The sequence below is a fragment of the Paraburkholderia sp. IW21 genome, assembly GCF_041321145.1.
Taxonomy (GTDB): Bacteria; Pseudomonadota; Gammaproteobacteria; order Burkholderiales; family Burkholderiaceae; genus Paraburkholderia.
In genome coordinates this window covers 260,023-282,221 of the sequence record NZ_JBGGWA010000003.1, presented here as the reverse complement: position 1 = coordinate 282,221, position 22,199 = coordinate 260,023, and the positions used below count along the sequence as shown (strand labels likewise).

Here is a 22,199-nt window from a genome sequence, read left to right as displayed (position 1 = left end):
GAAACATCGCTGCATTGACGTCGCTGCATGGTGGCTAACCGGCGATTGCAGCGGCGTCATTCAGCGCGCCGTGGGCACCGCAACTGCGCCCGGAAGGCGGCAGGGCCTCGCAAAAGCCCGTCTGCTGGTCCGAGGCGCGATTCGAGGCGCAATTCTCGTCCGACTGTCACATTTTGAGAGTCGGCACGGTAGAATAGCGGCAACTTGTTGGATAAGCAATTGCGAGCGATTGGCGTCTAACTCACCTCGAACGGTCAGTCAACGCCGCGCTTTCAGCCGGTAACTTGCGGCGAATGGATTGGATCGATCGGTAATTTCGTCCAACCGCTTTCTACGTCGTGCATCGGGTGATCTGGCGCTTCTGGCCATTTTGCAGCGATTGCTTCTCCAACAGGTTGTGCAAGACGCGGGATCACGCTTCCAATGAGCGTCTCGCGTTCAAGCCCACTTGCACAGCCGTGAATTTCTTTCACACTTAGGGGCTTGTATGACTAACGCAGTTACCGTCGCAAAGGAAGAGGCGTATGTAGTTCCGTTCGAGCAGTTGCGGATGACCGATGTGGAGATTGTCGGCGGCAAGAACGCGTCGCTCGGTGAGATGATCAGTCAGCTCGCTGAAGCCGGCGTGCGCGTGCCGACTGGCTTCGCCACTACGGCGCTGGCTTTCCGTGACTTTCTGCATCACAACACCCTCACCGAACGCATCGCCAAACGTCTCGAAACGCTCGATGTCGACGACGTAAAGGCGCTCGCCGAAGCAGGCAAAGAGATCCGTCAATGGATCATCGATGCGCCTATGCAGCCGCGCCTCGAAGCGGATATCCGTGCGGGTTTCGACACCCTGCAGAACAGCTCGCCCGAAGAGCTGTCGTTTGCCGTGCGTTCGTCGGCGACGGCGGAAGACTTGCCGGACGCATCGTTCGCGGGTCAGCAGGAAAGCTATCTCAACGTGGTCGGCATCGACGACGTGCTCGATCGCATGAAGCACGTGTTCGCGTCGCTGTATAACGATCGCGCTATTTCCTATCGGGTCCACAAGGGCTTCACCCACGCTGAAGTCGCGTTGTCGGCGGGCGTGCAGCGCATGGTGCGCTCGGACGTCGGCGCGGCAGGCGTGATGTTCACGCTGGACACCGAATCGGGTTTCAAGGACGCCGTTTTCATCACGTCGAGCTATGGCCTGGGCGAAACGGTCGTGCAGGGCGCGGTCAATCCCGACGAGTTCTACGTCTTCAAGACCACGCTCGCACAAGGCAAGTATCCGATCATCCGCCGCTCGATCGGCTCGAAGCTGATCAAGATGGAATTCACCAAGGCGGGCGAAGAAGGCCGGGTGAAGACCGTCGACGTCGCGCACGAGCAGCGCAACCGCTTCTCGATCACCGACGAAGACGTGATCGAACTCGCGAAATACGCCGTCATCATCGAAAAGCACTACGAGCGTCCGATGGACATCGAGTGGGGCAAGGACGGCCGCGACGGCAAGATCTTCATCCTGCAGGCGCGTCCGGAAACGGTGAAGAGCCAGGCTGCGGGCAAGGCCGAGCAGCGCTTCAAGCTGAAGGGCCAATCGAACGTGCTGGCCACCGGCCGTGCAATCGGTCAGAAGATCGGCGCGGGTCCGGTACGCGTGATTCACGATCCGTCGGAAATGGACCGCGTGCAGCCGGGCGACGTGCTGGTCGCCGACATGACCGACCCGAACTGGGAGCCGGTGATGAAGCGCGCGTCGGCAATCGTCACGAACCGTGGCGGCCGTACCTGTCACGCGGCGATCATCGCGCGTGAGCTGGGCGTGCCGGCCGTGGTCGGCTGCGGCGACGCCACCGACGTGCTGAAGGAAGGCGCGCTGGTGACCGTGTCGTGCGCGGAAGGCGACGAAGGCAAGATCTACGACGGTCTGCTCGAAACCGAAATCACCGAAGTGCAGCGCGGCGAACTGCCGCCGATTCCGGTGAAGATCATGATGAATGTCGGCAACCCGCAACTGGCCTTCGACTTCTCGCAGCTGCCGAACGCAGGCGTGGGTCTGGCGCGGTTGGAGTTCATCATCAACAACAACATCGGCGTTCACCCGAAGGCGATTCTCGAGTACCCGAACATCGATCAGGACCTCAAGAAGGCCGTGGAAAGCGTGGCGCGCGGCCATGCATCGCCGCGCGCGTTCTATGTCGACAAACTGACCGAAGGCATCGCTACAATCGCGGCGGCGTTCTATCCGAAGCCCGTAATCGTGCGTCTGTCGGACTTCAAGTCGAACGAGTACAAGAAGCTGATCGGCGGTTCGCGTTACGAGCCGGACGAAGAAAACCCGATGCTGGGCTTCCGTGGCGCATCGCGTTACATCGCTGACGACTTCGCCGAAGCGTTTCAAATGGAATGCATCGCGCTGAAGAAGGTGCGCGAAGAGATGGGCCTCGACAACGTCGAGATCATGGTGCCGTTCGTACGTACGCTGAAGCAGGCGGAGCGCGTGGTCGGGCTGCTGGAGAAGTTCGGCCTGAAGCGCGGCGAGAAGGGTCTGCGTCTGATCATGATGTGCGAAGTGCCGTCTAACGCGATTCTCGCCGAAGAATTCCTGCAATTCTTCGACGGTTTCTCGATCGGTTCGAACGACCTGACGCAGCTCACGCTCGGTCTTGACCGCGACTCCGGCATGGAACTGCTGGCGGTCGATTTCGACGAACGCGACCCGGCCGTCAAGTTCTTGTTGAAGCGCGCGATCGATACGTGTCTGCGGCTGAACAAGTACGTCGGCATCTGTGGCCAGGGCCCGTCGGATCATCCGGACTTCGCGCAATGGCTGACCGATGAGGGTATCGCGTCGATCTCGCTGAACCCGGACTCGATCATCGAGACGTGGCAGCAGCTGGCGAAATCGCTGACGAAGTAAGCGAAGAAAATAAGCGCCGGGCAGATGCCCGATAAGCGGTTTGCATAAAGGGTGTGCGGTACGTCAAAAGCACGTAAAAGCGTACTGCGCCTCCCGATAAATCCACCCGCTTCGTGCTATAAACACCCCGGTAGATCCGGGGTGTTTTGCTTTGTGGAGGTCGACGTGGCGCCAGGTGGATTGTTCTGGTGGATCGGGGCAGGTGTGCTTGTCGTGCTGGAGTTGATCAGCGGCACTTTCTATTTGCTGATGATCGCGTTGGGCTGCGTTGCGGCTGCCATTGCGCAGCTGGCGGGCGTGGCCGCCGACCTGCAGTTCGCGATTGCAGCCGTCGTGGCGCTTGCGGCCGTCCTGTTGCTCAGGCGCTCGCGCTTTGGCCGTAGAACGCGCAAGGAGGCGTCGAAGAACCCGGACGTCAATCTGGACATCGGTCAGACGCTGACCGTGTCGGCGTGGCACGAGCGCCGGGCGCGCGCCAACTATCGCGGGGCAGCATGGGACGTCGAATTGGCGGCTGGCGAGCCCGAAGATGCGCAGCTCTATGAAATCGCCGAGATGCGCGGCAGTTGCCTCGTTGTCGTGGCCAGCCGGCAGTCCAAAGCCAAGACAACCGTGGCCTGAGCGCGCGCCAACGCGTGCATGGAACCACGCACACCTACCTATTCGAACCACGGACCGGAGGGCAGTAATGGATTCAACCATCGTCGGAGCGGTGCTCCTGATTATCGTGATCGTGCTGGCGGCGCAGACGCTGAAGATCGTGCCGCAGCAGCATGCGTGGGTGCTGGAGCGGCTCGGCCGCTATCACCGCACGCTGACGCCGGGCTTGAGCTTTGCGTTTCCGTTCGTCGACCGGATTGCGTATAAGCACATCCTCAAGGAAATCCCGCTCGAAGTGCCGAGCCAGGTGTGTATCACGCGCGACAATACGCAGTTGCAGGTGGATGGTGTGTTGTATTTTCAGGTCACCGATCCGATGAAAGCGTCGTACGGGTCGAGCAATTTCGTATTCGCCATCACGCAGTTGTCGCAGACCACGCTGCGCTCGGTCATCGGCAAGCTCGAGCTCGACAAGACTTTTGAAGAGCGCGACTTCATCAACCACAGCATCGTGTCGTCGCTCGATGAGGCGGCGCAGAACTGGGGCGTGAAGGTGCTGCGCTACGAGATCAAGGATCTGACGCCGCCCAAGGAAATTCTTCACGCGATGCAGGCGCAAATCACCGCCGAGCGCGAGAAGCGCGCGCTGATTGCCGCATCTGAAGGGCGCAAGCAGGAGCAGATCAATATCGCGTCCGGTGGCCGCGAAGCAGCGATCCAGAAGTCCGAAGGCGAGCGGCAAGCGGCGATCAATCAGGCGCAGGGTCAGGCTGCTGCGATTCTGGCGGTGGCTGAGGCCAACTCGCAGGCCATTCAGAAGATCGCTGCGGCCATCCAGTCGAATGGCGGGATGGAAGCGGTGAACCTGAAAGTGGCCGAGCAGTACGTGAACGCATTCGGCAATCTGGCCAAGCAGGGCACCACGCTGATCGTGCCGGGCAACCTGGCGGATATGAGTTCGATGATCGCGTCGGCGCTGACCATTGTGAACAAGGGGAAGGGCTCAGCTGAGGTGCGCTGAGTCGGCGGCAGGGCTGGCTGACACGGTCTGATCCGACCCTCCGGCCGTCCGGGCCTCCGTTACCTGGAACTGCCAAAAAAAATGGCCCGCGACTTGTGCGGGCCATTTTTATTCGGTGACTCTGCCGGTAAACCCGGGCGCGGCAAATCCGCGCGTGGTTTAACGCCGATCAGATCACGACGGCGAGCGCATCAGGCGCGCCTTCTCGCGTTCCCAGTCGCGCTTTTTCTCGGTCTCGCGTTTGTCGTGCTGCTTCTTACCCTTGGCCAGACCGATCTCGCATTTGACGCGGCCGCCCTTGTAATGGAAGTTCAGCGGCACGAGCGTGTAGCCACGCTGCTCGACTTTGCCGATCAGTTTGCTGATTTCCTCGCTGTGCAGCAGCAGCTTGCGCGTGCGCACCGGGTCCGGATTGATGTGGGTCGAGGCTTCGGGCAACGGGCTGATATGCGTGCCGATCAGGAACAGTTCGTTATTCTTGATGACGACGTAACCTTCCTTGATCTGGCCGCGCCCGGCGCGCAGCGCCTTGACCTCCCATCCTTCGAGCACAAGCCCTGCTTCATAGCGTTCTTCGACCGAGTAGTCGTAGAAGGCTTTTCTGTTGTCGATGATGCTCATGAATGGAAAGTGCCCAACTCGTTTAAAATCACGATTTTAGCAAAGCGGGGCAAGGAAAGCCCGCGGCGCTTGCCCACCCTTGCCACGCGCTGTTCAATTTATGGCAGATGTCCAGAAAACCGTGTTGATCCGCCATTCGGCGGAACAGATGTTCGACCTCGTCACCGACGTCGCCGATTACCCCAACTTCCTGCCTTGGTGCGGGGGAGTCGAAATCCGCCGCCAGGACGAAACCGGCATGGAGGCGAAGATCGATATCAACTTCAAGGGCATCAAACAGCATTTCGCCACCCATAACAGCATGGAGCGGCCCACGCGCATCGACATGGAATTCGCGGACGGCCCGTTTCGCAAGTTCACCGGCTTCTGGCGTTTCACGCCATTGCGCGCGGATGCCTGCAAGATCGAATTCGCGCTGCATTACGAATTCACCAACATCATTCTCGAGAAGATCATTGGGCCGGTGTTCAGCCACATCGCCAACACCTTCGTCGAATCGTTCGTGAAGCGCGCCGATCAGCGCTACGGTAAGGCATGAGCGCGCGCTTGTCGATTGAAGTCTGCTACGCGCTCTCCGATGAGCACACGCTGATCGCCGTGGAATTGCCCGAAGGCGCCACGCTGCAGCAGGCGCTCGAGGCAAGCGGCATCTTGCAGCGCTATCCTCAGATCGATCTGGGCACGCGGAAGGTCGGTGTGTTCGGCAAGCTCAAGCCGCTGGATACGGTGCTCGCGGACCATGACCGCGTCGAGATTTACCGGCCGCTTCTGGTGGATCCGAAGCTGTCGCGTCAACGGCGCGTCGAGAAGACCCGCAAGGCGGGCTCGATCGAAGGGCGCCGCTGGCAGAATAAGGATTCGCGCTAGGCGTGTCCGGCGGCCGTGGCGGATGGTGTGCGCGGGCTTACCACCCGGCGGCTGCCCTCATTGCGCAGCGTAGGCCATGCCTCGTCTCAATGCGCCGAAGGCTGCGCCTTTTCCTCAATCGATGTCGCACCGAACGAATCGTCGTCCGCATGCTGGCGCACCGACCAGCACACCCCCGCCACCAGCAGCAGGATCGCAGCCGTTTCCAGCGGACGCGGCAGGCGCTGGTCATAGATGAACGCGTAGAGCAGCGCGAATAGCGTCTCGAACACGATCATCTGGCCGGACAGGGTGAGCGGCAGCCGTTTCGACGCGGCATTCCACAACCCGTTGCCAAGCCACGACGCGCCGACTGCGAGGCCCAGATTCAGCATCCAGAAGGTGTGCCAGCGCGCGTCGCCGAGTGGCCCCTGCAGGCTGCCAGAGGGCATCGCAGCGACCACCAGCCACAACGCCGCGCCGAGCGCGCCCGTCACCACGCCCCACAGCACCGACCACTCGTTGCCGCTGAAATGCGTCTGACGCTGCAAGTAACGGGCGTTTTCGACCGCGAACCAGGTCCAGCAGGCGAGCGCGCCGACGGCGCACGCAAGCCCCACGAGCTTCGTCGCGATGCTGACGGGCGTGCTATCCACGACGGTGAACACGTCGACGTTGATGCAGGCGATGCCTGCCACGACCATCGCCAGCGGCCATGCGAGGCGGGCCAGCGGCACGGCGCCGTGATCGCGCCGGCCGAGCAGCGTCACCGTGACCGGCAGCACGCCGACGATCAGCGAGGCCGGCGCGATGCCGATCATGTGGACGGCTGCGGTCAGCAGCAGGTAATAGAGCAGGTTGCCGGCCAGCGCCAGTTTGACGAGCGCGCCGAGATCCTCGCGGGTCAGACGTTTGATCAGTGAGCGCACCATCGGCAGCGCGGCGACGAGCGAGACGACACCGTACATCGTGTACCGGCCGGCGCTCAGGAGCAGAGGCGAAAAGTCCGGCAGCACGCGCGGCACCAGAAACACCATGCCCCATAAGGCCCCGGCCATTACTCCATATGCCACACCGCGCCGCATCGACTGCCCCTGCAAGAAAACGTGAATGGTGCGGAGAATAGCCGGTTGACGGGCAGGGTGTCTTGTTTGATTCTGCATTCCGCGGGCTTTAACCCGCGTTTTCAGATGCGGTTTGACTAGCGCGCGGTGGATCAGCAGGGGCGTGAGCCAACCCGAATTGGCGCCGCTCGAGTCGCGCGGCGTCGAAATAGGCCCGAACGCGCAAACGAAACCCGATCGAACCCGAGGCGAACGCACAAGCGAAATCGAAGAGCTCGAAGGCACGAAAAAAATCGCCGGAAATTCGCTAAGCTGCTGTTAGTGCAGTGAAAAGCGGGGAGGTATCGCGTATAATTCGCTTTTGCGCCTATAGGATTTGCCATGCGTCTGATCCAAACAGCACTCACGTTCGATGACGTGCTCCTTGTCCCGGCTTTTTCCGATGTTCTGCCGCGCGACACCAGCCTCAAGACCCGGCTGACCCGCAACATCTCCCTGAATATGCCGCTCGTATCCGCCGCCATGGATACCGTCACCGAAGCCCGACTCGCCATTGCGATGGCGCAAATGGGTGGCGTGGGCATCATCCACAAGAATCTCACGCCGGCCGAGCAGGCGCGTGAAGTTGCCAAGGTCAAGCGCTTCGAATCGGGCGTCGTGCGCGATCCGATCACGGTGCCGCCGCAAATGAAGGTGCGCGACGTCATCGCGCTGTCGCGCCAGCATGGCATTTCGGGCTTCCCGGTCGTCGAAGGCGCACAGCTGATCGGTATCGTCACGAACCGCGACTTGCGCTTCGAAGAGCGTCTGGATGAGCCGGTGCGCAACATCATGACGCCGCGCGAGCGCCTCGTCACCGTCAAGGAAGGCACGCCGCTCGCCGAAGCCAAGGCGCTGATGCATAGCCACCGCCTCGAACGCGTGCTGGTCATCAACGACGCATTCGAACTGCGCGGCCTGATGACGGTAAAAGACATCACCAAGCAAACCGAACACCCGGACGCGTGTAAAGACGAACACGGCAAGCTGCGCGCAGGCGCGGCGGTCGGTGTGGGCGAAGACAACGAAGAGCGCGTTGAGTTGCTGGTGCAGGCGGGTGTGGACGTGATCGTCGTCGATACCGCGCACGGTCACAGCAAGGGCGTGCTCGAGCGCGTCAAGTGGGTCAAGCAGAAGTTCCCGCACGTCGAAGTGATCGGCGGCAACATTGCCACCGCTGCGGCGGCCAAGGCGCTCGTCGAATACGGCGCGGACGGCGTGAAGGTCGGTATCGGTCCGGGCTCGATCTGCACGACGCGGATCGTGGCAGGCGTGGGCGTGCCGCAGGTCACCGCGATCTCGAACGTGTCGGAAGCGCTGAAGGGCACCGGCGTGCCGGTTATTGCCGACGGCGGCGTGCGTTTCTCGGGCGACGTCAGCAAGGCGCTGGCCGCCGGCGCGAATTCCGTGATGATGGGCAGCATGCTCGCCGGCACCGAAGAAGCGCCGGGCGACGTGTTCCTGTTCCAGGGCCGCCAGTACAAGTCGTACCGTGGCATGGGCTCGGTCGGCGCGATGAAAGACGGCGCCGCGGACCGCTACTTCCAGGACAACTCCGCGAACATCGACAAGCTCGTGCCGGAAGGTATCGAAGGCCGCGTCGCCTACAAGGGCTCGGTCAATGCGATTCTGTTCCAGCTGATTGGCGGCGTGCGCGCCAGCATGGGCTATTGCGGCTGCCGCACGATCGCGGAGATGAACGACAAGGCCGAGTTCGTGCAGATCACGGGCGCGGGCTTGCGCGAATCGCACGTGCATGACGTGCAGATCACCAAGGAAGCGCCCAACTACCACGTGGACTAAACGCCATGAAGCCATTGCTGCGCGCTGTACTCATTCTCGATGCCTTGTTGTTGCTTGCGTTCGGCCTGCTGTTTCTGCTGACGCCCTGGACTTCGTTGTACAACGCGCTGCTCCTGGTGCAAACCCAGCCGGTCCTGGTCGGTCAGGGGTTTGGTGTGGCGCTGATCGGGCTCGCGTGGCTGGCTTTGCATGCGTCGATCGATGGTTCGCTGACGTCCGCGGTCGCCAAGGTCGTCGGCCATGTGAACTGGCTGACCGGCGTGCTGATGCTGGTCTGGCTGCTTGGGCTGCACACGCCGGCGCTGACCGGCTTCGGGCAGATCGTCGCGGTGCTGACCGGTGTGGTGCTGCTGGTGATCGGCTTGGGCGGTGTGCGCCTGTCGGGCGCTGTGCGGCGGCGTGAAAAGGTGCGGCTGGTTGAAGCCGTTGCCGCCGAGCGCGCTGAAAGGCAGGCTGAGAAAGACGCCGCCAAAAATGCTGCCAATCAACGCGACTCCGGTCGCGTGACGGCGGGGTTTCCGGTCTATCACGCCGAGCCGGTAGTCGAGCCTGTCATGCCGGTCACACGGCCCGTCGGTCCGGTTTCGGCGGCGCCGCTTCATCCCGCGGTCGACGAACCGGGACTGACAGCGTCTGAGCGCGCTGCACGGGCCGAGGCCACGGCCGCGCGCGATGAGGCCCGCAACTCAGCCGCCGATGCGCCTGGCGCACCCCGGCCGCCGTTTCATGGCTAACGCGCCGAGCGCCAGAACACCTGCCGAAGCAACCGGATTTCGTTCGTTCGTGCGCGCCGCCGGTGAGTGCCTGCGGCGCCCGCTGGTCCAGCGCGCTTCACCGTTACGCTTCATGCTCGATTGTCCCCACGTGGACCGCTTTGAATTCAACGCCGCGCTTCGTGCGCGGCATCCCGTATCCGTTCACTTTTGACTCCGTCCGCTGCCATGCATGACAAGATTCTGATCCTAGACTTCGGTTCGCAAGTCACTCAACTGATTGCACGTCGCGTTCGCGAAGCCAACGTGTATTCGGAAATTCATCCGTACGACGTCGATGCGTCGTTCATTCGCGATTTCGCGCCGAAGGGCGTGATCCTCTCCGGCGGCCCGAGTTCGGTCACCGAAACGGATACGCCGCGCGTGCCGCAAGCGGTGTTCGAGCTCGGCGTGCCCGTGCTGGGCATCTGCTACGGCATGCAGGCCATGGCCGAACAGCTCGGCGGCAAGGTCGATATCGGGCATCTGCGTGAGTTCGGCTATGCCGAAGTGCGCGCGCGCAACCATACGAGCCTGCTCGAGGGCATCAGCGACTTCACCACACCGGAAGGTCACGGCATGCTGAAGGTGTGGATGAGCCACGGCGACAAGGTGCTGGAAATGCCGCCGGGCTTCCAGCTGATGGCATCGACGGAATCGTGTCCGATTGCGGCCATGGCCGACGAAAAGCGCCATTTCTACGGCCTGCAATGGCACCCGGAAGTCACGCACACCGTGCAAGGCCGCGCGATGCTCGAACGTTTCGTGCTGCAGATTTGCAAAGCCCAGCCTGACTGGGAAATGGGCCACTACATCGACGAAGCGGTCGCGAAGATTCGCGAGCAGGTCGGCAATGAACACGTGATCCTGGGCTTGTCGGGCGGTGTGGATTCGTCGGTGGCGGCGGCGCTGTTGCATCGTGCGATCGGCGATCAGCTGACCTGCGTGTTCGTGGATCACGGCCTCTTGCGTTTGAATGAAGCCGAACAGGTGATGGCGACGTTCGCCGATCACCTCGGCGTGAAGGTGATTCATGTCGACGCGAGCGAAGTGTTCCTGTCGAAGCTGGCCGGCGTGACCGATCCGGAAGCGAAGCGCAAGATCATCGGCGCGGAATTCGTCGAAGTGTTCCAGACCGAAGCCAACAAGCTGACCGATGCGAAGTGGCTCGCGCAAGGCACGATCTATCCGGACGTGATCGAATCGGCCGGCAAGGGCAAGAAGGCGACGCAAACCATCAAGAGCCACCACAACGTGGGCGGCCTGCCTGAGACGCTGAATCTGAAGCTGCTCGAACCGCTGCGCGAACTGTTCAAGGACGAAGTGCGCGAACTCGGCGTGAAGCTCGGTTTGCCGCCGGCGATGGTGTATCGCCATCCGTTCCCAGGTCCGGGTCTGGGCGTGCGGATTCTCGGCGAAGTGCGCCGCGATTTCGCCGACCTGCTGCGTCGCGCGGACGCGATTTTCATCGAGACGCTGCGTACCTTTATCGACAAGGAAACCGGCAAGTCGTGGTACGACCTGACGAGCCAGGCTTTTGCGGTGTTCCTGCCGGTGAAGAGCGTCGGTGTGATGGGCGACGGCCGGACTTACGAGTACGTCGTAGCGCTGCGCGCTGTACAGACGCTGGACTTCATGACCGCGCATTGGGCGCATCTGCCGCACGAGTTGCTGGGGCACGTGTCGAACCGGATCATCAACGAAGTGCGCGGGATTAACCGGGTTGTATACGACATCTCGGGCAAGCCGCCGGCGACCATCGAGTGGGAGTGATTTAGACTGCTCCCAAGTCGTTCCGGGGAGGTCCGGTTTTTCCTCTTCGGACGGACTGGTCCGATACCGTCAAATAACTCTGACGGTATCGGTTGACGGTATACGTTCGAGGAGTCCCTATGCTCGCAGACATGCAGTTGCGAGCGCTGAAGCCGGCCACGAAAATCTAAAAGTTTCCGATCAGCGGGGGCTATATGCGGCAGTGAAGAGGGAAACTGTCCCAGATTTCCTTTGCGGCCTGCGCGCTGCGTTGCGCGAGGCTGCGCACCTCGTCGGCCACCATCGCGAAGCCACGGCCTTGCTCACCCGCACGCGCGGCTTCCACCGCCGCGTTCAACGCGAGGATGTTGGTCTGGAATGCGATGCCGTCGATGACGCCAAGGATGTCGGAGATCTTCACCGACGCCTGTTCGATCTCGCCCATCGTCGTAATCACGTCGGAGATCACCACGCCGCCGCGCGAAGCGACTTGCGACGCGGACACGGCGGCGTAGTCGGCCTGTTTCGCGGCCGCTGGCCGATTGCGTGACCGTCGAGGTGATTTCTTCCATCGACGCGGGGGTCTGTTGCAGGCTGGCCGCCGCAGACTCCGTGCGACCCGACAGATCGACGTTGCCGGCGGCGATTTCATTCGCGGCCACACGCACCGATTCACTGGTGTCGCAAATCTGGCGCATCACGGACTGAGTTTGTCGATGCCGGTTTCGCGCCGAATGATTATCAGGTGGGGCAAGCTTGCAAGATCGTCGCTTCCAAAGATACCGCTACACCGACCTTTTGGAATGCGATCTTCTCAGATAAATAAGTTATCCTGTCAAAACAAATTTACTCGGTTATTTCCACAATTCGCACCTGTGCTGCGTCGAAGTCAGCGGAGAGGTAGTGCGAATCCATCCAGTCGTAGCCCGCTCTGCCGTGTGCCCAAGCCCAGTTGGTCCGGCTATTGTTTGCCGCCCTTTCGCGACGATCGTCTGTCGCCCGGCTGGCTTCCGTATCGTCCGTCTCCCGCAGGGGCTTGACGTGTCGCTTCTCAGTTCCGTTTCGTCTGTCATTAGTCATTGCTGGATTTCCCGATTAAGAAGCTGAATTCAGCAAAACGCCGCATTGACGTATTGCGTCATGAGAAAACTGCACTCGAGTTACGCAGCACACTGATATGCACCTATCGCTGGCCGTTGCGCTTCGGGAGGAAAGACCTGCCACGAGCCATCGTCGTGCTGGAAGAAGAAAATTGCCAGTAGCCCACGTGAGCCCAATGCCTCGACGCGCACACAGCGTCTGCAGTTCGAGCGAGTACAACCGGCACGAATGACGCGCACGGTTATCGCGGGCGTGGGCGAGAACCATTTCTCGATCAAGGAGCGTAAACATTTCTCATGCGTGTTCATGGCTGGGTCGCGTCCGTTGATGCAAGTGATGCAATCGTCTGGCAGCACCGCACGATAAAGCCTGCCAGACGACGAAGGCGTAACGATGGTGGCGACCTTCACGATGTTCACGACGCTCGCCGGGAACACCGGGAAGGATCGATACTCAACTCCAGGGCAACGAGTACGTTTTCACGTGGGTGAAACTCTTCATCGCTTCCTGCACACCTTCCTTGTAACCCAGTCCCGAGTCCTTGATGCCGCCGAACGGCGTGAGTTCAAGCCGGTAACCGGGTACCTCGCGCACATTGACGCTGCCGACTTCGAGTTCGGCGATGAAACGCGTGATGTAGTCCATACGATTCGTGCATACCGAGGACGACAGTCCGTAGTCGGTCGAATTCGAGATCCGGATCGCATCGTCGATGTCGCGAAATCGGATCACCGGCGACACCGGTCCGAAAGTTTCGTATTTGACGAGCGGCATGTCGGGCGTCACGTGGTCCACGACGGTCGGCGAGTAAAGCGCGCCTTTTCGAATGTTGCCGTACAGCAGTTTCGCGCCGCGGCTCACCGCATCGTTGACCTGCGCTTCGAAGAACTTTGCTGCGGCTTCGTCGATGACGGTACCCATATCGGTGGCCGGATCTGCCGGATCGCCGTAGCGCACCGCGCGGGTCTTTTCCACCAGCAACTCGACAAAGCGGTCGGCTACAGCTTCATGCACCAGCATCCGCTTGACGGCCGTGCAGCGTTGACCAGAATTTTTGTACGAGCCCGACACGGCGAGCGTGCTGGCCTCGTCGAGATCGGCGTCTTCCATCACGATGATCGGATCGTTGCCGCCAAGTTCGAGCACTGCGCGCCGGTAGCCCATTTTCTCGGCGATGTATTTGCCGATTGGTACGCCTCCGGTGAATGTGATCAGATCGACGTGCTCATTGGTGATCAGTTCGTCGGCGATCTCTTTGGGGTCGCCGGTGAGGACCTGGAGCATTTCCTGAGGCAGGCCGGCGGCGTACAGGATGTCGGCGAGCAGATAGGTGGACAGCGGCACCTTTTCCGACGGCTTGACCACGATCCTATTGTTCGTCGCGATAGATGGCACGATCTTGTGCGCGACCTGATTCATCGGGTGGTTAAACGGCGTGATGGCGGAAATCACACCCAGTAGAGGATCACGCTGCGTATAGACACGCCGCTTCTTGCCGTGGGGCGTCAGATCGCAGGAAAACACCTGGCCGTCGTCCTTGAGCGCCTCGTTTGCGCCGAAGATCAGCACGTCGCTGACGCGGCCCGCTTCGTACAGGGAGTCCTTCCGGCACAGACCGGCTTCGGCGGTGATCAGGGCGGAAATCTCTTCGGTGCGCTCCCGCGCAATGTCCGCCGCGCGTCGCAGGATCTGCGAGCGTTCGTAGCGGGTGAGCCTGGCGCGGTAGGCGTGGGCGTATGCGAAGGCGCGCTTGACGTCGGCGAGCGTCGCCTTAGGCACGGTGCCGACCAGTTCGCCGTTATACGGATTCAGAACCTCGATGACCTGTTCGCGTCGGATCTGTTCTCCGCAGATTCGAAGGGCTTCATGACGGACCGGCAAAGATGGCCGCGATTCCACGATGGCATTCATGCTGTCTCCTGATGAGAAAGAAGGTTATTGATGGTTATTGAAGGTGGTTGAGCGCGAGGTCGAGGATGTCGAAGTTGCGCAGACGCTTTCGCTGAGACACGGCTCGCGTCACCGGACGGTTGAAAAGGAGCGGCACAGTCTGTTCGGAGAGGCCGCCGTGCGAGCGCAGCGGGGCATTGAGACCTGACAGGTCATGACGTGATTCGCTGGTGCCGAGTACGACATGGCGCCTGGAGACCACGATGATGTCGCCGAGTCGATCACGCGGCAGCTCGAAGCGCTCGCAGCCCTCCGCGCCAGTTAGCGCCAGCTCGATGCCGCTGCGCTCGCGCAGTTTTGCCAGTACTTGAGCCTGATCGACTGAAGGTGGCAGGTAGATCGTGGCAAACGAGCCCAAGGCTCCGTGGTGTACGACATACGGATCGGTAATCGGCAGGATCACGCGTGCCACACCGGCGCCGAGCCATGCATCCAGTTCGTCTTGCAGATAGATCACATTCGGCTTGCCGGCCGCGTCATGCTTGTCGTTCATGCCGTGGTCCGCCGTAATCGCGACGGTGGCGCCCAACTCGGCCATACGTTGCAAGTAGGGGTCCATCATCTGATAGAACGCGTTGGCCCCGGCGCTGCCCGGCGCGCACTTGTGCTGCACGTAGTCGGTGGTCGACAGGTACATCAGGTCAATGGGACGGGTCTCGAGGAGGCGGACGCCGGCCGCGAATACGAACTCGGACAGGTCGGCGCTGTACACGTCCGGTACCGGCTTGCCGACAAGCTCCACCACACCCGTGATGCCGTTTTCGGCCTGGGTAACCTCATCGGCTTTCTCGGACGAGAAGCAGATACCGTTGAGTTTGTTGCCAAGCAGGCGGCGCAGCTTGTCTTTCGCGGTAACGACCGCGACTTTTGCGCCCGCGTCGGCGAACGCGGCCAGCACGGTCGGTGCACGCAGGTATTTCGGGTCATTCATCAATACTTCGGCGCCGCTTTCGCGGTCGAAGAAATAATTTCCGCTAATGCCGTGCACGGAAGGGGGTACGCCTGTCACGATCGACAGGTTGTTCGGGTTGGTAAAGCTCGGTACGACGCAGTCGCCTTTAAGCGCGGCGCCATTGTCCAGAATCTGGGCCAGAAACGGCGCGACCCCGGCTCGAGCCGCCTCCGTCAAATAGTCGTATTCGCAACCGTCGACGCAGACCACGACAAGCGGCTGGTCCATCCAGCGGTAGCTGCGCCCATTTACATTGATAGTTGGAGTGTTCGTGTTCATGAGGTTTCCCTTTGAGTGATCAGGTGAGGGTTGAGACTGGCATTGTCATGTGCGGGGTTTTCGGGGTGAGTGGTATGCATCCGTTTGCAACTGGCGGTGACATGGGCGACGAGTGCACGACCGGCTGCATCGCCGTCGCCAGCGGCGATCCTGTCGATGATGGATTGATGCTCGGCAAGTGAGACTGGAAGCGTTTCCTGATGCGCGAGCGTCTGGTGGCGAAACAATGTGAGTTCCTTAACCAGACGTCGGTAAATATCGAGCAGCTTGCCGTTGCCTGTGAATAGGGCGAGCTGATCGTGAAATTCAAAATTGAGTGCGGTATAGCGGGCCATTTGCCCGGCGGCGACCGCTTCACCCATCCGGTCCGACAGGTCGTTCAGGCTTTTTAGCTGTGCCAGCGTGATGCAGCGGGCAAGGGTGCGGCCGATCAGTTCTTCGAGCGAGGCGCGCACAGCGAAGATATCGTCTGCCTCGACGACCGAAATTTTCCGCACGAAGACACCGCGATTGCGGGTCAACCTCACCAGTCCGCTTTCTTCCAGAGTGCTCTGCAGCATACCGATGGTTGGGATGCGAGTAGGGGTTTCCACGGGACTCATCGAAAAGTGTTTTTGCATGCTTGACATTAAACTTCGTGAATCGTAGATTGTCAACAACAAGCAAGATGCAAAAAACACTTTACGATCGTGTGACCTACAAGCCCGCTTGATCAAGGGAGTTGCCGCCGGTTGGTCGACAGGGCGCCAACTTCGCCACCGTGCGAAGGAGCCAGATGGGTGTTCTTGCCGGATTGCGATCGTTTCGAGAAAAGACCACGGACCGTGAAGCTGCAGTCACCGTGTCAATAAGAAAGTGCAGCAGTTGTACGGCTAAGACTCTGAAAGAGTCAGAGCACGGCAGCGGAACAGTAATTTCCAGGAGGATGACGATGTCGGATTACCTGCGCATCGAAGGGATTCACAAGCAGTTCGGTTCGACCCCAGTTCTGAAGAATGTCAATTTGACAATTTTCAAAGGGGAAATGGTCTGTTTTCTGGGCCCTTCAGGTTGCGGCAAGACCACGTTGCTGCGGATTATCGCGGGGCTGGAGACGCAAAGCGCGGGCACCATCGCGCAGGCCGGCAAGGACATTTCCATGCTGCCGCCCATGCTGCGCGACTACGGCATCGTGTTTCAGTCGTACGCGTTGTTTCCGAATCTCACGGTCGCCGAGAACGTCGCGTACGGTCTGACTAACCGGAAGGCGCGCAAATCGGTGATCCGCGAGCGTGTGGCCGAACTGCTCACACTCGTCGGTCTGCCCGACAGCGGCCCGAAACATCCCGGTCAACTGTCCGGCGGTCAGCAGCAACGCATTGCTCTCGCGCGGGCGCTGGCTACCTCACCTGGTCTGTTGTTGCTCGACGAGCCTTTGTCCGCGCTCGATGCGCGGGTGCGGGTCCGTCTGCGGCAGGAGATCCGCCAGTTGCAGCAGCGCCTCGGCGTGACGACGATCATGGTGACGCATGATCAGGAGGAAGCGCTCTCGATGGCGGACCGCATCGTGGTGATGAACCAGGGCGTGATCGAGCAGATCGGCACCCCTACAGAGATTTATCGCGAGCCCGCGACGCCGTTCGTTGCGGACTTCGTCGGCAAGGCCAATATTCTGCCGGCCACCGTGAGTGATGACGGCGCGATTCGGGTGGGCGATGTCGGCTTGAACTGCGTGAAGGTGCGCAATTCGCTCAAGAGCGGCTCGCAGGTGTCGCTGTTCCTGCGCCCGGAGGATCTAGTCGTGCGAGGCGCCGACACGAAAGCCGGCAACACGCTGAGCGGCCGCATCGAGAAGCTGGAATTTCTCGGCGCGTTCTGCCGGGTCAGCGTTCAGGTGGACGGCATGACGGGGACCGAAGTGCTGGCCGATCTGTCTTACCGCGATATGACGGAATTCAATTTGCAGGAAGGCTCGCCGCTTAATCTTGCTGTCCTGGGCGACCGCGTGCGGATCTTCGGTGAAGACCAGCGGAGGGTGCAATGAGCACGACACTCACCGAACCAGAAAAGGACGTGATGCTTACCGAAGTGCGGCAACGTACCCACTGGCAGGATCGCATCGGCCATGCGGGCATGCTGTTAATGGCATGTTTTCTTTTGCTGGCCCTGCTTGCGCCGCTCACGATGGTGGTGATGAGATGCGTCGAGGATCGTGATGGGCGGTTCGTGGGCCTTGCCAATTTCACGTCGTATTTCCAGACCTCGGCGCTGTGGACCTCGGTCGGGCATTCGCTGTTGGTTGCGGTGTCGGTGACGGCGATTACGATTCCGCTCGCCTTCACATTCGCTTACGCCTTGACGCGCAGTTGCATGCCGTTCAAGGGGTTCGTGCGCAACATCGCCCTGATTCCACTGCTCGCACCGACGCTTCTGTCGGCGGTGTCGTTTATCTACTGGTTCGGCAATGCAGGTTTGCTGCGACGCTGGATGGCCGGTCACAGCATTTACGGGGCACCGGGGATCATCGCGAGTCTGGTGTACGCGGCAATGCCGCACGTATTGATGATTCTGATTACCGCATTGTCGTTGACGGACGCGCGCCTGTATGAGGCTGCCGACGCGATGGGCACGAGCCGTTTGCGCAAGTTTTTCACGATCACGCTGCCCGGCGCGAAGTATGGTCTGATCAGCGCGACAATGGTCGTGTTCACCATCTGTGTGAACGACTTCGGCGTGCCGATCGTAATTGGCGGCTCATATAGCGTGCTGTCCACCGACGTGTACAAGCTCATCATCGGTCTGCAGGATTTCAACACCAGTGCCGTGGTGAGTATCCTGCTTCTGCTGCCGGCACTCCTCAGCTTCGCTACCGACTTTTTCGTCAGGCGCAAACAGCGTTCGCTGCTTGGCGCGCGCTCGGTGCCGTACGAACCCAAGCGATCGCGTGGGTTCGACATGGCGATGCTCGCGTACTGCAGTGTCGTATGTCTTCTGATGATGGCGATTGTCGGGATTTCGATTTATGGCTCGTTCGTCCGGTTCTGGCCATACAACCTGTCGCTCGGTTTGGGTCATTACCGGATGGGGCTTGTTGGCGCAGGCATCATCGGCGCCTACAAGAACAGCCTGCAAATGGCGGCGTTAGTCGCGACAGCCGGCACCGCGCTGGTGTTTGGCGGTGCCTATCTGGTCGAGAAGACGCGCGGCATGGACTGGCTGCGCCCGGTCATCAATCTGTGCGCGGTTCTGCCGATGGGTGTGCCGGGTCTCGTACTCGGGATTGGTTACATCTTCTTCTTCAATCATCCGGCCAATCCGCTCAATTTGCTCTACGGCTCGCTGCCGCTTCTTGCCATCGTCACGATCATTCACTACTACTCGTCGAGCCATCTGACCGCCATTACCGCGCTCAAGCAGATCGACAACGAGTTCGAGGCGGTATCCGCGTCGTTGAAAGTGCCGTTCTACGTCACGTTTTTTCGCGTCACCGTGCCGGTATGCCTGCCGGCCATTCTGGAAATCAGCCGCTATTTCTTCATTAACGGCATGACGACGATCTCGGCAGTCGCCTTCCTATATTCGCCGGCTACGCAACCGGCGTCGGTGGCGATCCTGAATCTCGATGAGGCCGGACAGATCGGGCCGGCTGCGGCGATGGCAACGCTGATCGTGGTTACCTCGACTCTCGTGTGTGTGCTGTATGCGCTCGTGAATCGCTTCCTGTTGGCGCGCACGCAGCGGTGGCGCCATACGTCGCGTAGCCGCTAACGCACACCGGAACAGCAAACAGGAAATAGCGATGAGACCTTTCTGGCTCGAACAGGCATTGCGTGGCGAAGCGTCTGATGCGCCAGCCTTGCAGGGCGCGGTAACCGCCGACGTTTGCATCGTCGGCGGCGGATTTACCGGTCTTTGGACAGCGCTTCAACTGAAGCGCGCGAATCCTCATCTGGATGTCGTGCTGATCGAAGCGGACATCTGCGGCGCGGGTGCGAGCGGCCGCAATGGCGGCTGCCTGCTGACTTGGGAAACCCGCTTTCTGACACTACGCCAGCTATTCGGCGAAAGTGAAGCACTACGGCTCGTAGAGGCTTCACGCCAGACGGTCGATAAGATCGCAGCCTTTTGCCGCGAGCATCGAATCGACGCGCAGATTCGTGTGGACGGCACGTTGTATACCGCGACGAGTGCCGCCCAGATTGGCAGCGCTGAAGTCGTTAAAGCAGCGCTAGATGAACGCGGTATGGGTTCATTCGTGAGTCTTGAGGTCGAAGAAGTCCGCCGGCGTGCAGGGTCGAAGCGACACCTCGCCGGTGATTTCTCACCTGTCGCCGCGACGGTGCAGCCCGCATTGCTCGTGCGCGGACTGCGGCGGGTCGCATTGGAGATGGGCGTGCGGTTGTATGAGAAGACCGCATTCGAATCATTGAGTTACGTGCCAGGTCCATTGGTGCGCACTGCTTATGGTGAGGTTCGTGCAAAGCGCGTCGTGCTGGCGATCAACGCGTGGATGGCACAAACCTTCCCGCAGTTCGAACGCAATATTGCGCTCGTGTCGAGCGACATGATCATCACCGAACGCGCACCTGACGTTCTGGAGCGAGTGGGATTCACGAACGGTCTGTCGGTGCTCGATTCACGGACCTTCGTCTACTACTACCGCACCACGCCTGATGGCAGGCTGATGCTCGGAAAGGGCGGCAACACCTTTGCATACGGCGGTCGTGTGCTGCCTGTGTTCGATGAACCCTCGCCGTATCGGGCGGCGCTCACGCGCGACCTGAGCGGCTTTTTCCCTGAGTTCACGTCGGTGCCGATCGCGGCAAGCTGGAACGGGCCGTCAGATCGCTCGGCCACCGGGTTGCCGTTCTTTGGTCGGCTCGACGGACGGCATGACGTGTTCTACGGTTTCGGCTATTCAGGTAACGGCGTCGGACCGAGTTATATGGGCGGCGAGATTCTGTCGTCGCTCGTACTCGATCTCGACAATGCATGGACACGTTCACCGCTCGTCCGTGGGCCGCGCGGTGCGTTTCCGCCGGAACCGATTCGCTACGTTGGCTCACTTGTCGTACGCGACGCGATTCGCCGCAAGGAAAGTGCGGAGGACGCTGGCGCCAAACCCTGGTGCGTCGATGTCGCGCTCAGCCGCCTGGCGCAAGCGGCCGGCAAGTCCGACAAGGCATGACATCTATCAGATCTACCAACCGCAAGGAGACAATTGTGAATGCTGAACTGGATCCTGTTCTTCTTACCCCGGGCCCGCTGACAACGTCATTGATCACCAAAAGTGCCATGCTGCGCGATTGGGGATCGTGGGATACGGACTTCAATTCGATCACCCGCAGCCTGCGCGACGATCTGGTGGACATCGTGCACGGGCGCGACACGCATGTTTGCGTGCCGCTGCAGGGAAGCGGCACCTTCTCGGTGGAGGCGGCAATCGGCACGCTGGTTCCGCGCGACGGCAAGGTGCTCGTGCCGCAAAACGGTGCGTACTGCAAGCGCGTTGTGCGGATCTGTGAGTACATGGGCCGGGCCGTTGTCGAACTCCCGATCGAAGAAGGCAAATTGCCGACGGGCGTCATGATCGAAGAGGCACTGCTGCGCGATCCGGCGATCACCCACGTCGCGCAGGTGCATTGCGAGACCGGTACGGGCACCCTCAACCCTCTGCAGGACATTGCGCAGACCTGTGCGCGGCTGGGCAAGGGACTCATCGTCGACGCGATGAGCTCGTTCGGCGCGATCGCGATCGACGTCCGCACGACACCGTTCGATGCGCTCGTGGCCGCTTCGGGGAAATGCCTGGAGGGTGTCCCTGGAATGGGTTTCGTGATCATCAGGCGTGGCGCGCTGGAAAAGTGCCACGGCAATTCGGCCTCGCTGTCGATGGATCTCTACGATCAGTGGGTTTACATGGAAAAAACGTCGCAATGGCGTTTCACGCCGCCGACGTCAGTTGTTGCCGCATTGCGCGCAGCTGTGGATCTGTTCAAGGCCGAGGGCGGTCAGCCCGCGCGCGGCAAACGGTACCAGGCCAATTGCGACGCACTGGTCAACGGGATGCGAGACCTGGGCTTTCGCACGTTTCTGCCTCCCGACGTGCAGGCGCCGATCATTGTGACGTTTCACGCGCCAGAAGATCCCGCTTACGCGTTCCGCACGTTCTACGAAAAAGTCAAGGCCAAGGGCTTCATTCTTTACCCGGGAAAGCTGACTGAAGTCGATACGTTTCGCGTCGGATGCATTGGTGACATCGACCGCGATGTGATGCGCAGCGCAGTAAGGGCGATCGAGGAAACACTGGCGGAAATGGGCGTGAAGCAGATTTCACCCCACGAGATCGTCACGTAAGAGCACGAAGACGGTTGCGTCGCTCGCGCGGCTCACCCGGGTGTTGGTGGCATTTCGTTAGCGTTCTGGCTGGAAAGGCGGACAGGCCACTGTTGTCAGCGGCAACCTCATCCCGCCAGCGTATTTTTACGCCGGCAGCGGTGAGGATCATGTGAAAAATCCTCATACCGGGAGTAAGAAATGTTCAAGC

Annotated in this window: 18 protein-coding genes and 1 pseudogene; 12 read left to right on the top strand and 7 right to left on the bottom strand. The window is 60.7% G+C overall.

Annotated features, from left to right (window positions below; translation table 11 throughout):
- Positions 1-487 precede the first annotated feature (487 nt).
- The 3 genes from ppsA (at position 488) to ACAX43_RS08510 (ending at position 4,514) form a co-directional block, all read left to right on the top strand.
- Positions 488-2,893, top strand: a complete 2,406-nt coding sequence (gene ppsA, locus ACAX43_RS08520) for a phosphoenolpyruvate synthase (RefSeq protein ID WP_370707965.1) — start codon at positions 488-490, stop codon at positions 2,891-2,893.
- Positions 2,894-3,058: 165 nt separating this feature from the next.
- Positions 3,059-3,514 (top strand): NfeD family protein, encoded by a 456-nt coding sequence (locus ACAX43_RS08515; RefSeq protein ID WP_370707964.1) that lies wholly within the window; start codon positions 3,059-3,061, stop codon positions 3,512-3,514.
- Between the two features lie 67 nt (positions 3,515-3,581).
- Positions 3,582-4,514, top strand: coding sequence for an SPFH domain-containing protein (locus tag ACAX43_RS08510; RefSeq protein ID WP_370707963.1), 933 nt, complete (start codon positions 3,582-3,584; stop codon positions 4,512-4,514).
- 174 nt (positions 4,515-4,688) lie between these two features.
- On the opposite strand, the gene smpB is transcribed toward ACAX43_RS08510, so the two are convergent.
- On the bottom strand, positions 4,689-5,135 hold the full coding sequence (gene smpB, locus ACAX43_RS08505) for an SsrA-binding protein SmpB (RefSeq protein WP_042323149.1): 447 nt from the start codon (positions 5,133-5,135) through the stop codon (positions 4,689-4,691).
- 100 nt (positions 5,136-5,235) lie between these two features.
- Here smpB and ACAX43_RS08500 point away from each other — a divergent pair, with 100 nt between their 5' ends.
- Positions 5,236-5,673, top strand: a complete 438-nt coding sequence (locus ACAX43_RS08500; RefSeq protein WP_063496516.1) for a type II toxin-antitoxin system RatA family toxin — start codon at positions 5,236-5,238, stop codon at positions 5,671-5,673.
- On the top strand, positions 5,670-6,002 hold the full coding sequence (locus tag ACAX43_RS08495) for an RnfH family protein (RefSeq protein ID WP_370707962.1): 333 nt from the start codon (positions 5,670-5,672) through the stop codon (positions 6,000-6,002). The genes ACAX43_RS08500 and ACAX43_RS08495 overlap by 4 nt, the downstream gene beginning before the upstream one ends.
- Before the next feature lie 86 nt (positions 6,003-6,088).
- Here ACAX43_RS08495 and ACAX43_RS08490 read toward each other — a convergent pair whose 3' ends face one another.
- Entirely contained in the window at positions 6,089-7,066 is a 978-nt protein-coding gene (locus tag ACAX43_RS08490; RefSeq protein ID WP_370707961.1) for a DMT family transporter, read from the bottom strand.
- Between the two features lie 360 nt (positions 7,067-7,426).
- On the opposite strand from ACAX43_RS08490, the gene guaB reads away from it, so the two are divergent.
- The 3 genes from guaB to guaA all read left to right on the top strand — a co-directional run bounded on the left by guaB (position 7,427) and on the right by guaA (position 11,412).
- Positions 7,427-8,887 (top strand): IMP dehydrogenase, encoded by a 1,461-nt coding sequence (gene guaB, locus ACAX43_RS08485; protein ID WP_370707960.1) that lies wholly within the window; start codon positions 7,427-7,429, stop codon positions 8,885-8,887.
- A 5-nt stretch (positions 8,888-8,892) separates the two neighbouring features.
- Positions 8,893-9,621: a hypothetical protein gene (locus tag ACAX43_RS08480; RefSeq protein WP_370707959.1), complete on the top strand. Its 729-nt coding sequence runs from the start codon at positions 8,893-8,895 to the stop codon at positions 9,619-9,621.
- Between the two features lie 207 nt (positions 9,622-9,828).
- Entirely contained in the window at positions 9,829-11,412 is a 1,584-nt protein-coding gene (gene guaA / locus ACAX43_RS08475; RefSeq protein WP_370707958.1) for a glutamine-hydrolyzing GMP synthase, read from the top strand.
- 223 nt (positions 11,413-11,635) lie between these two features.
- Here the strand turns inward: guaA and ACAX43_RS08470 are convergent.
- The 5 genes and pseudogenes from ACAX43_RS08470 to ACAX43_RS08450 form a co-directional block, all read right to left on the bottom strand.
- Positions 11,636-12,092 (bottom strand): annotated as a pseudogene (locus tag ACAX43_RS08470) (methyl-accepting chemotaxis protein); the annotation flags it as partial.
- A gap of 459 nt (positions 12,093-12,551) precedes the next feature.
- A complete protein-coding gene (locus ACAX43_RS08465; RefSeq protein WP_370707957.1) occupies positions 12,552-12,911 on the bottom strand; it encodes a hypothetical protein in 360 nt (119 codons plus the stop codon).
- A gap of 34 nt (positions 12,912-12,945) precedes the next feature.
- A complete protein-coding gene (gene phnY / locus ACAX43_RS08460) occupies positions 12,946-14,403 on the bottom strand; it encodes a phosphonoacetaldehyde dehydrogenase (protein ID WP_370707956.1) in 1,458 nt (485 codons plus the stop codon).
- 34 nt (positions 14,404-14,437) lie between these two features.
- The gene (gene phnA / locus ACAX43_RS08455; protein WP_370707955.1) at positions 14,438-15,673 is read right to left on the bottom strand and encodes a phosphonoacetate hydrolase; all 1,236 of its coding nucleotides are present in this window, start codon (positions 15,671-15,673) and stop codon (positions 14,438-14,440) included.
- Positions 15,670-16,266: an FCD domain-containing protein gene (locus tag ACAX43_RS08450; protein WP_370707954.1), complete on the bottom strand. Its 597-nt coding sequence runs from the start codon at positions 16,264-16,266 to the stop codon at positions 15,670-15,672. The genes phnA and ACAX43_RS08450 overlap by 4 nt, the downstream gene beginning before the upstream one ends.
- A 338-nt stretch (positions 16,267-16,604) precedes the next feature.
- Here ACAX43_RS08450 and ACAX43_RS08445 point away from each other — a divergent pair, with 338 nt between their 5' ends.
- The 4 genes from ACAX43_RS08445 to ACAX43_RS08430 are packed head-to-tail and all read left to right on the top strand — an operon-like array spanning position 16,605 to position 22,009.
- On the top strand, positions 16,605-17,696 hold the full coding sequence (locus ACAX43_RS08445; protein ID WP_370707953.1) for a putative 2-aminoethylphosphonate ABC transporter ATP-binding protein: 1,092 nt from the start codon (positions 16,605-16,607) through the stop codon (positions 17,694-17,696).
- Positions 17,693-19,420: a putative 2-aminoethylphosphonate ABC transporter permease subunit gene (locus ACAX43_RS08440; RefSeq protein ID WP_370707952.1), complete on the top strand. Its 1,728-nt coding sequence runs from the start codon at positions 17,693-17,695 to the stop codon at positions 19,418-19,420. The genes ACAX43_RS08445 and ACAX43_RS08440 overlap by 4 nt, the downstream gene beginning before the upstream one ends.
- A gap of 31 nt (positions 19,421-19,451) precedes the next feature.
- A complete protein-coding gene (locus ACAX43_RS08435) occupies positions 19,452-20,840 on the top strand; it encodes an FAD-dependent oxidoreductase (RefSeq protein WP_370707951.1) in 1,389 nt (462 codons plus the stop codon).
- On the top strand, positions 20,837-22,009 hold the full coding sequence (locus ACAX43_RS08430) for a 2-aminoethylphosphonate--pyruvate transaminase (RefSeq protein ID WP_370707950.1): 1,173 nt from the start codon (positions 20,837-20,839) through the stop codon (positions 22,007-22,009). The genes ACAX43_RS08435 and ACAX43_RS08430 overlap by 4 nt, the downstream gene beginning before the upstream one ends.
- Positions 22,010-22,199: the final 190 nt, after the last annotated feature.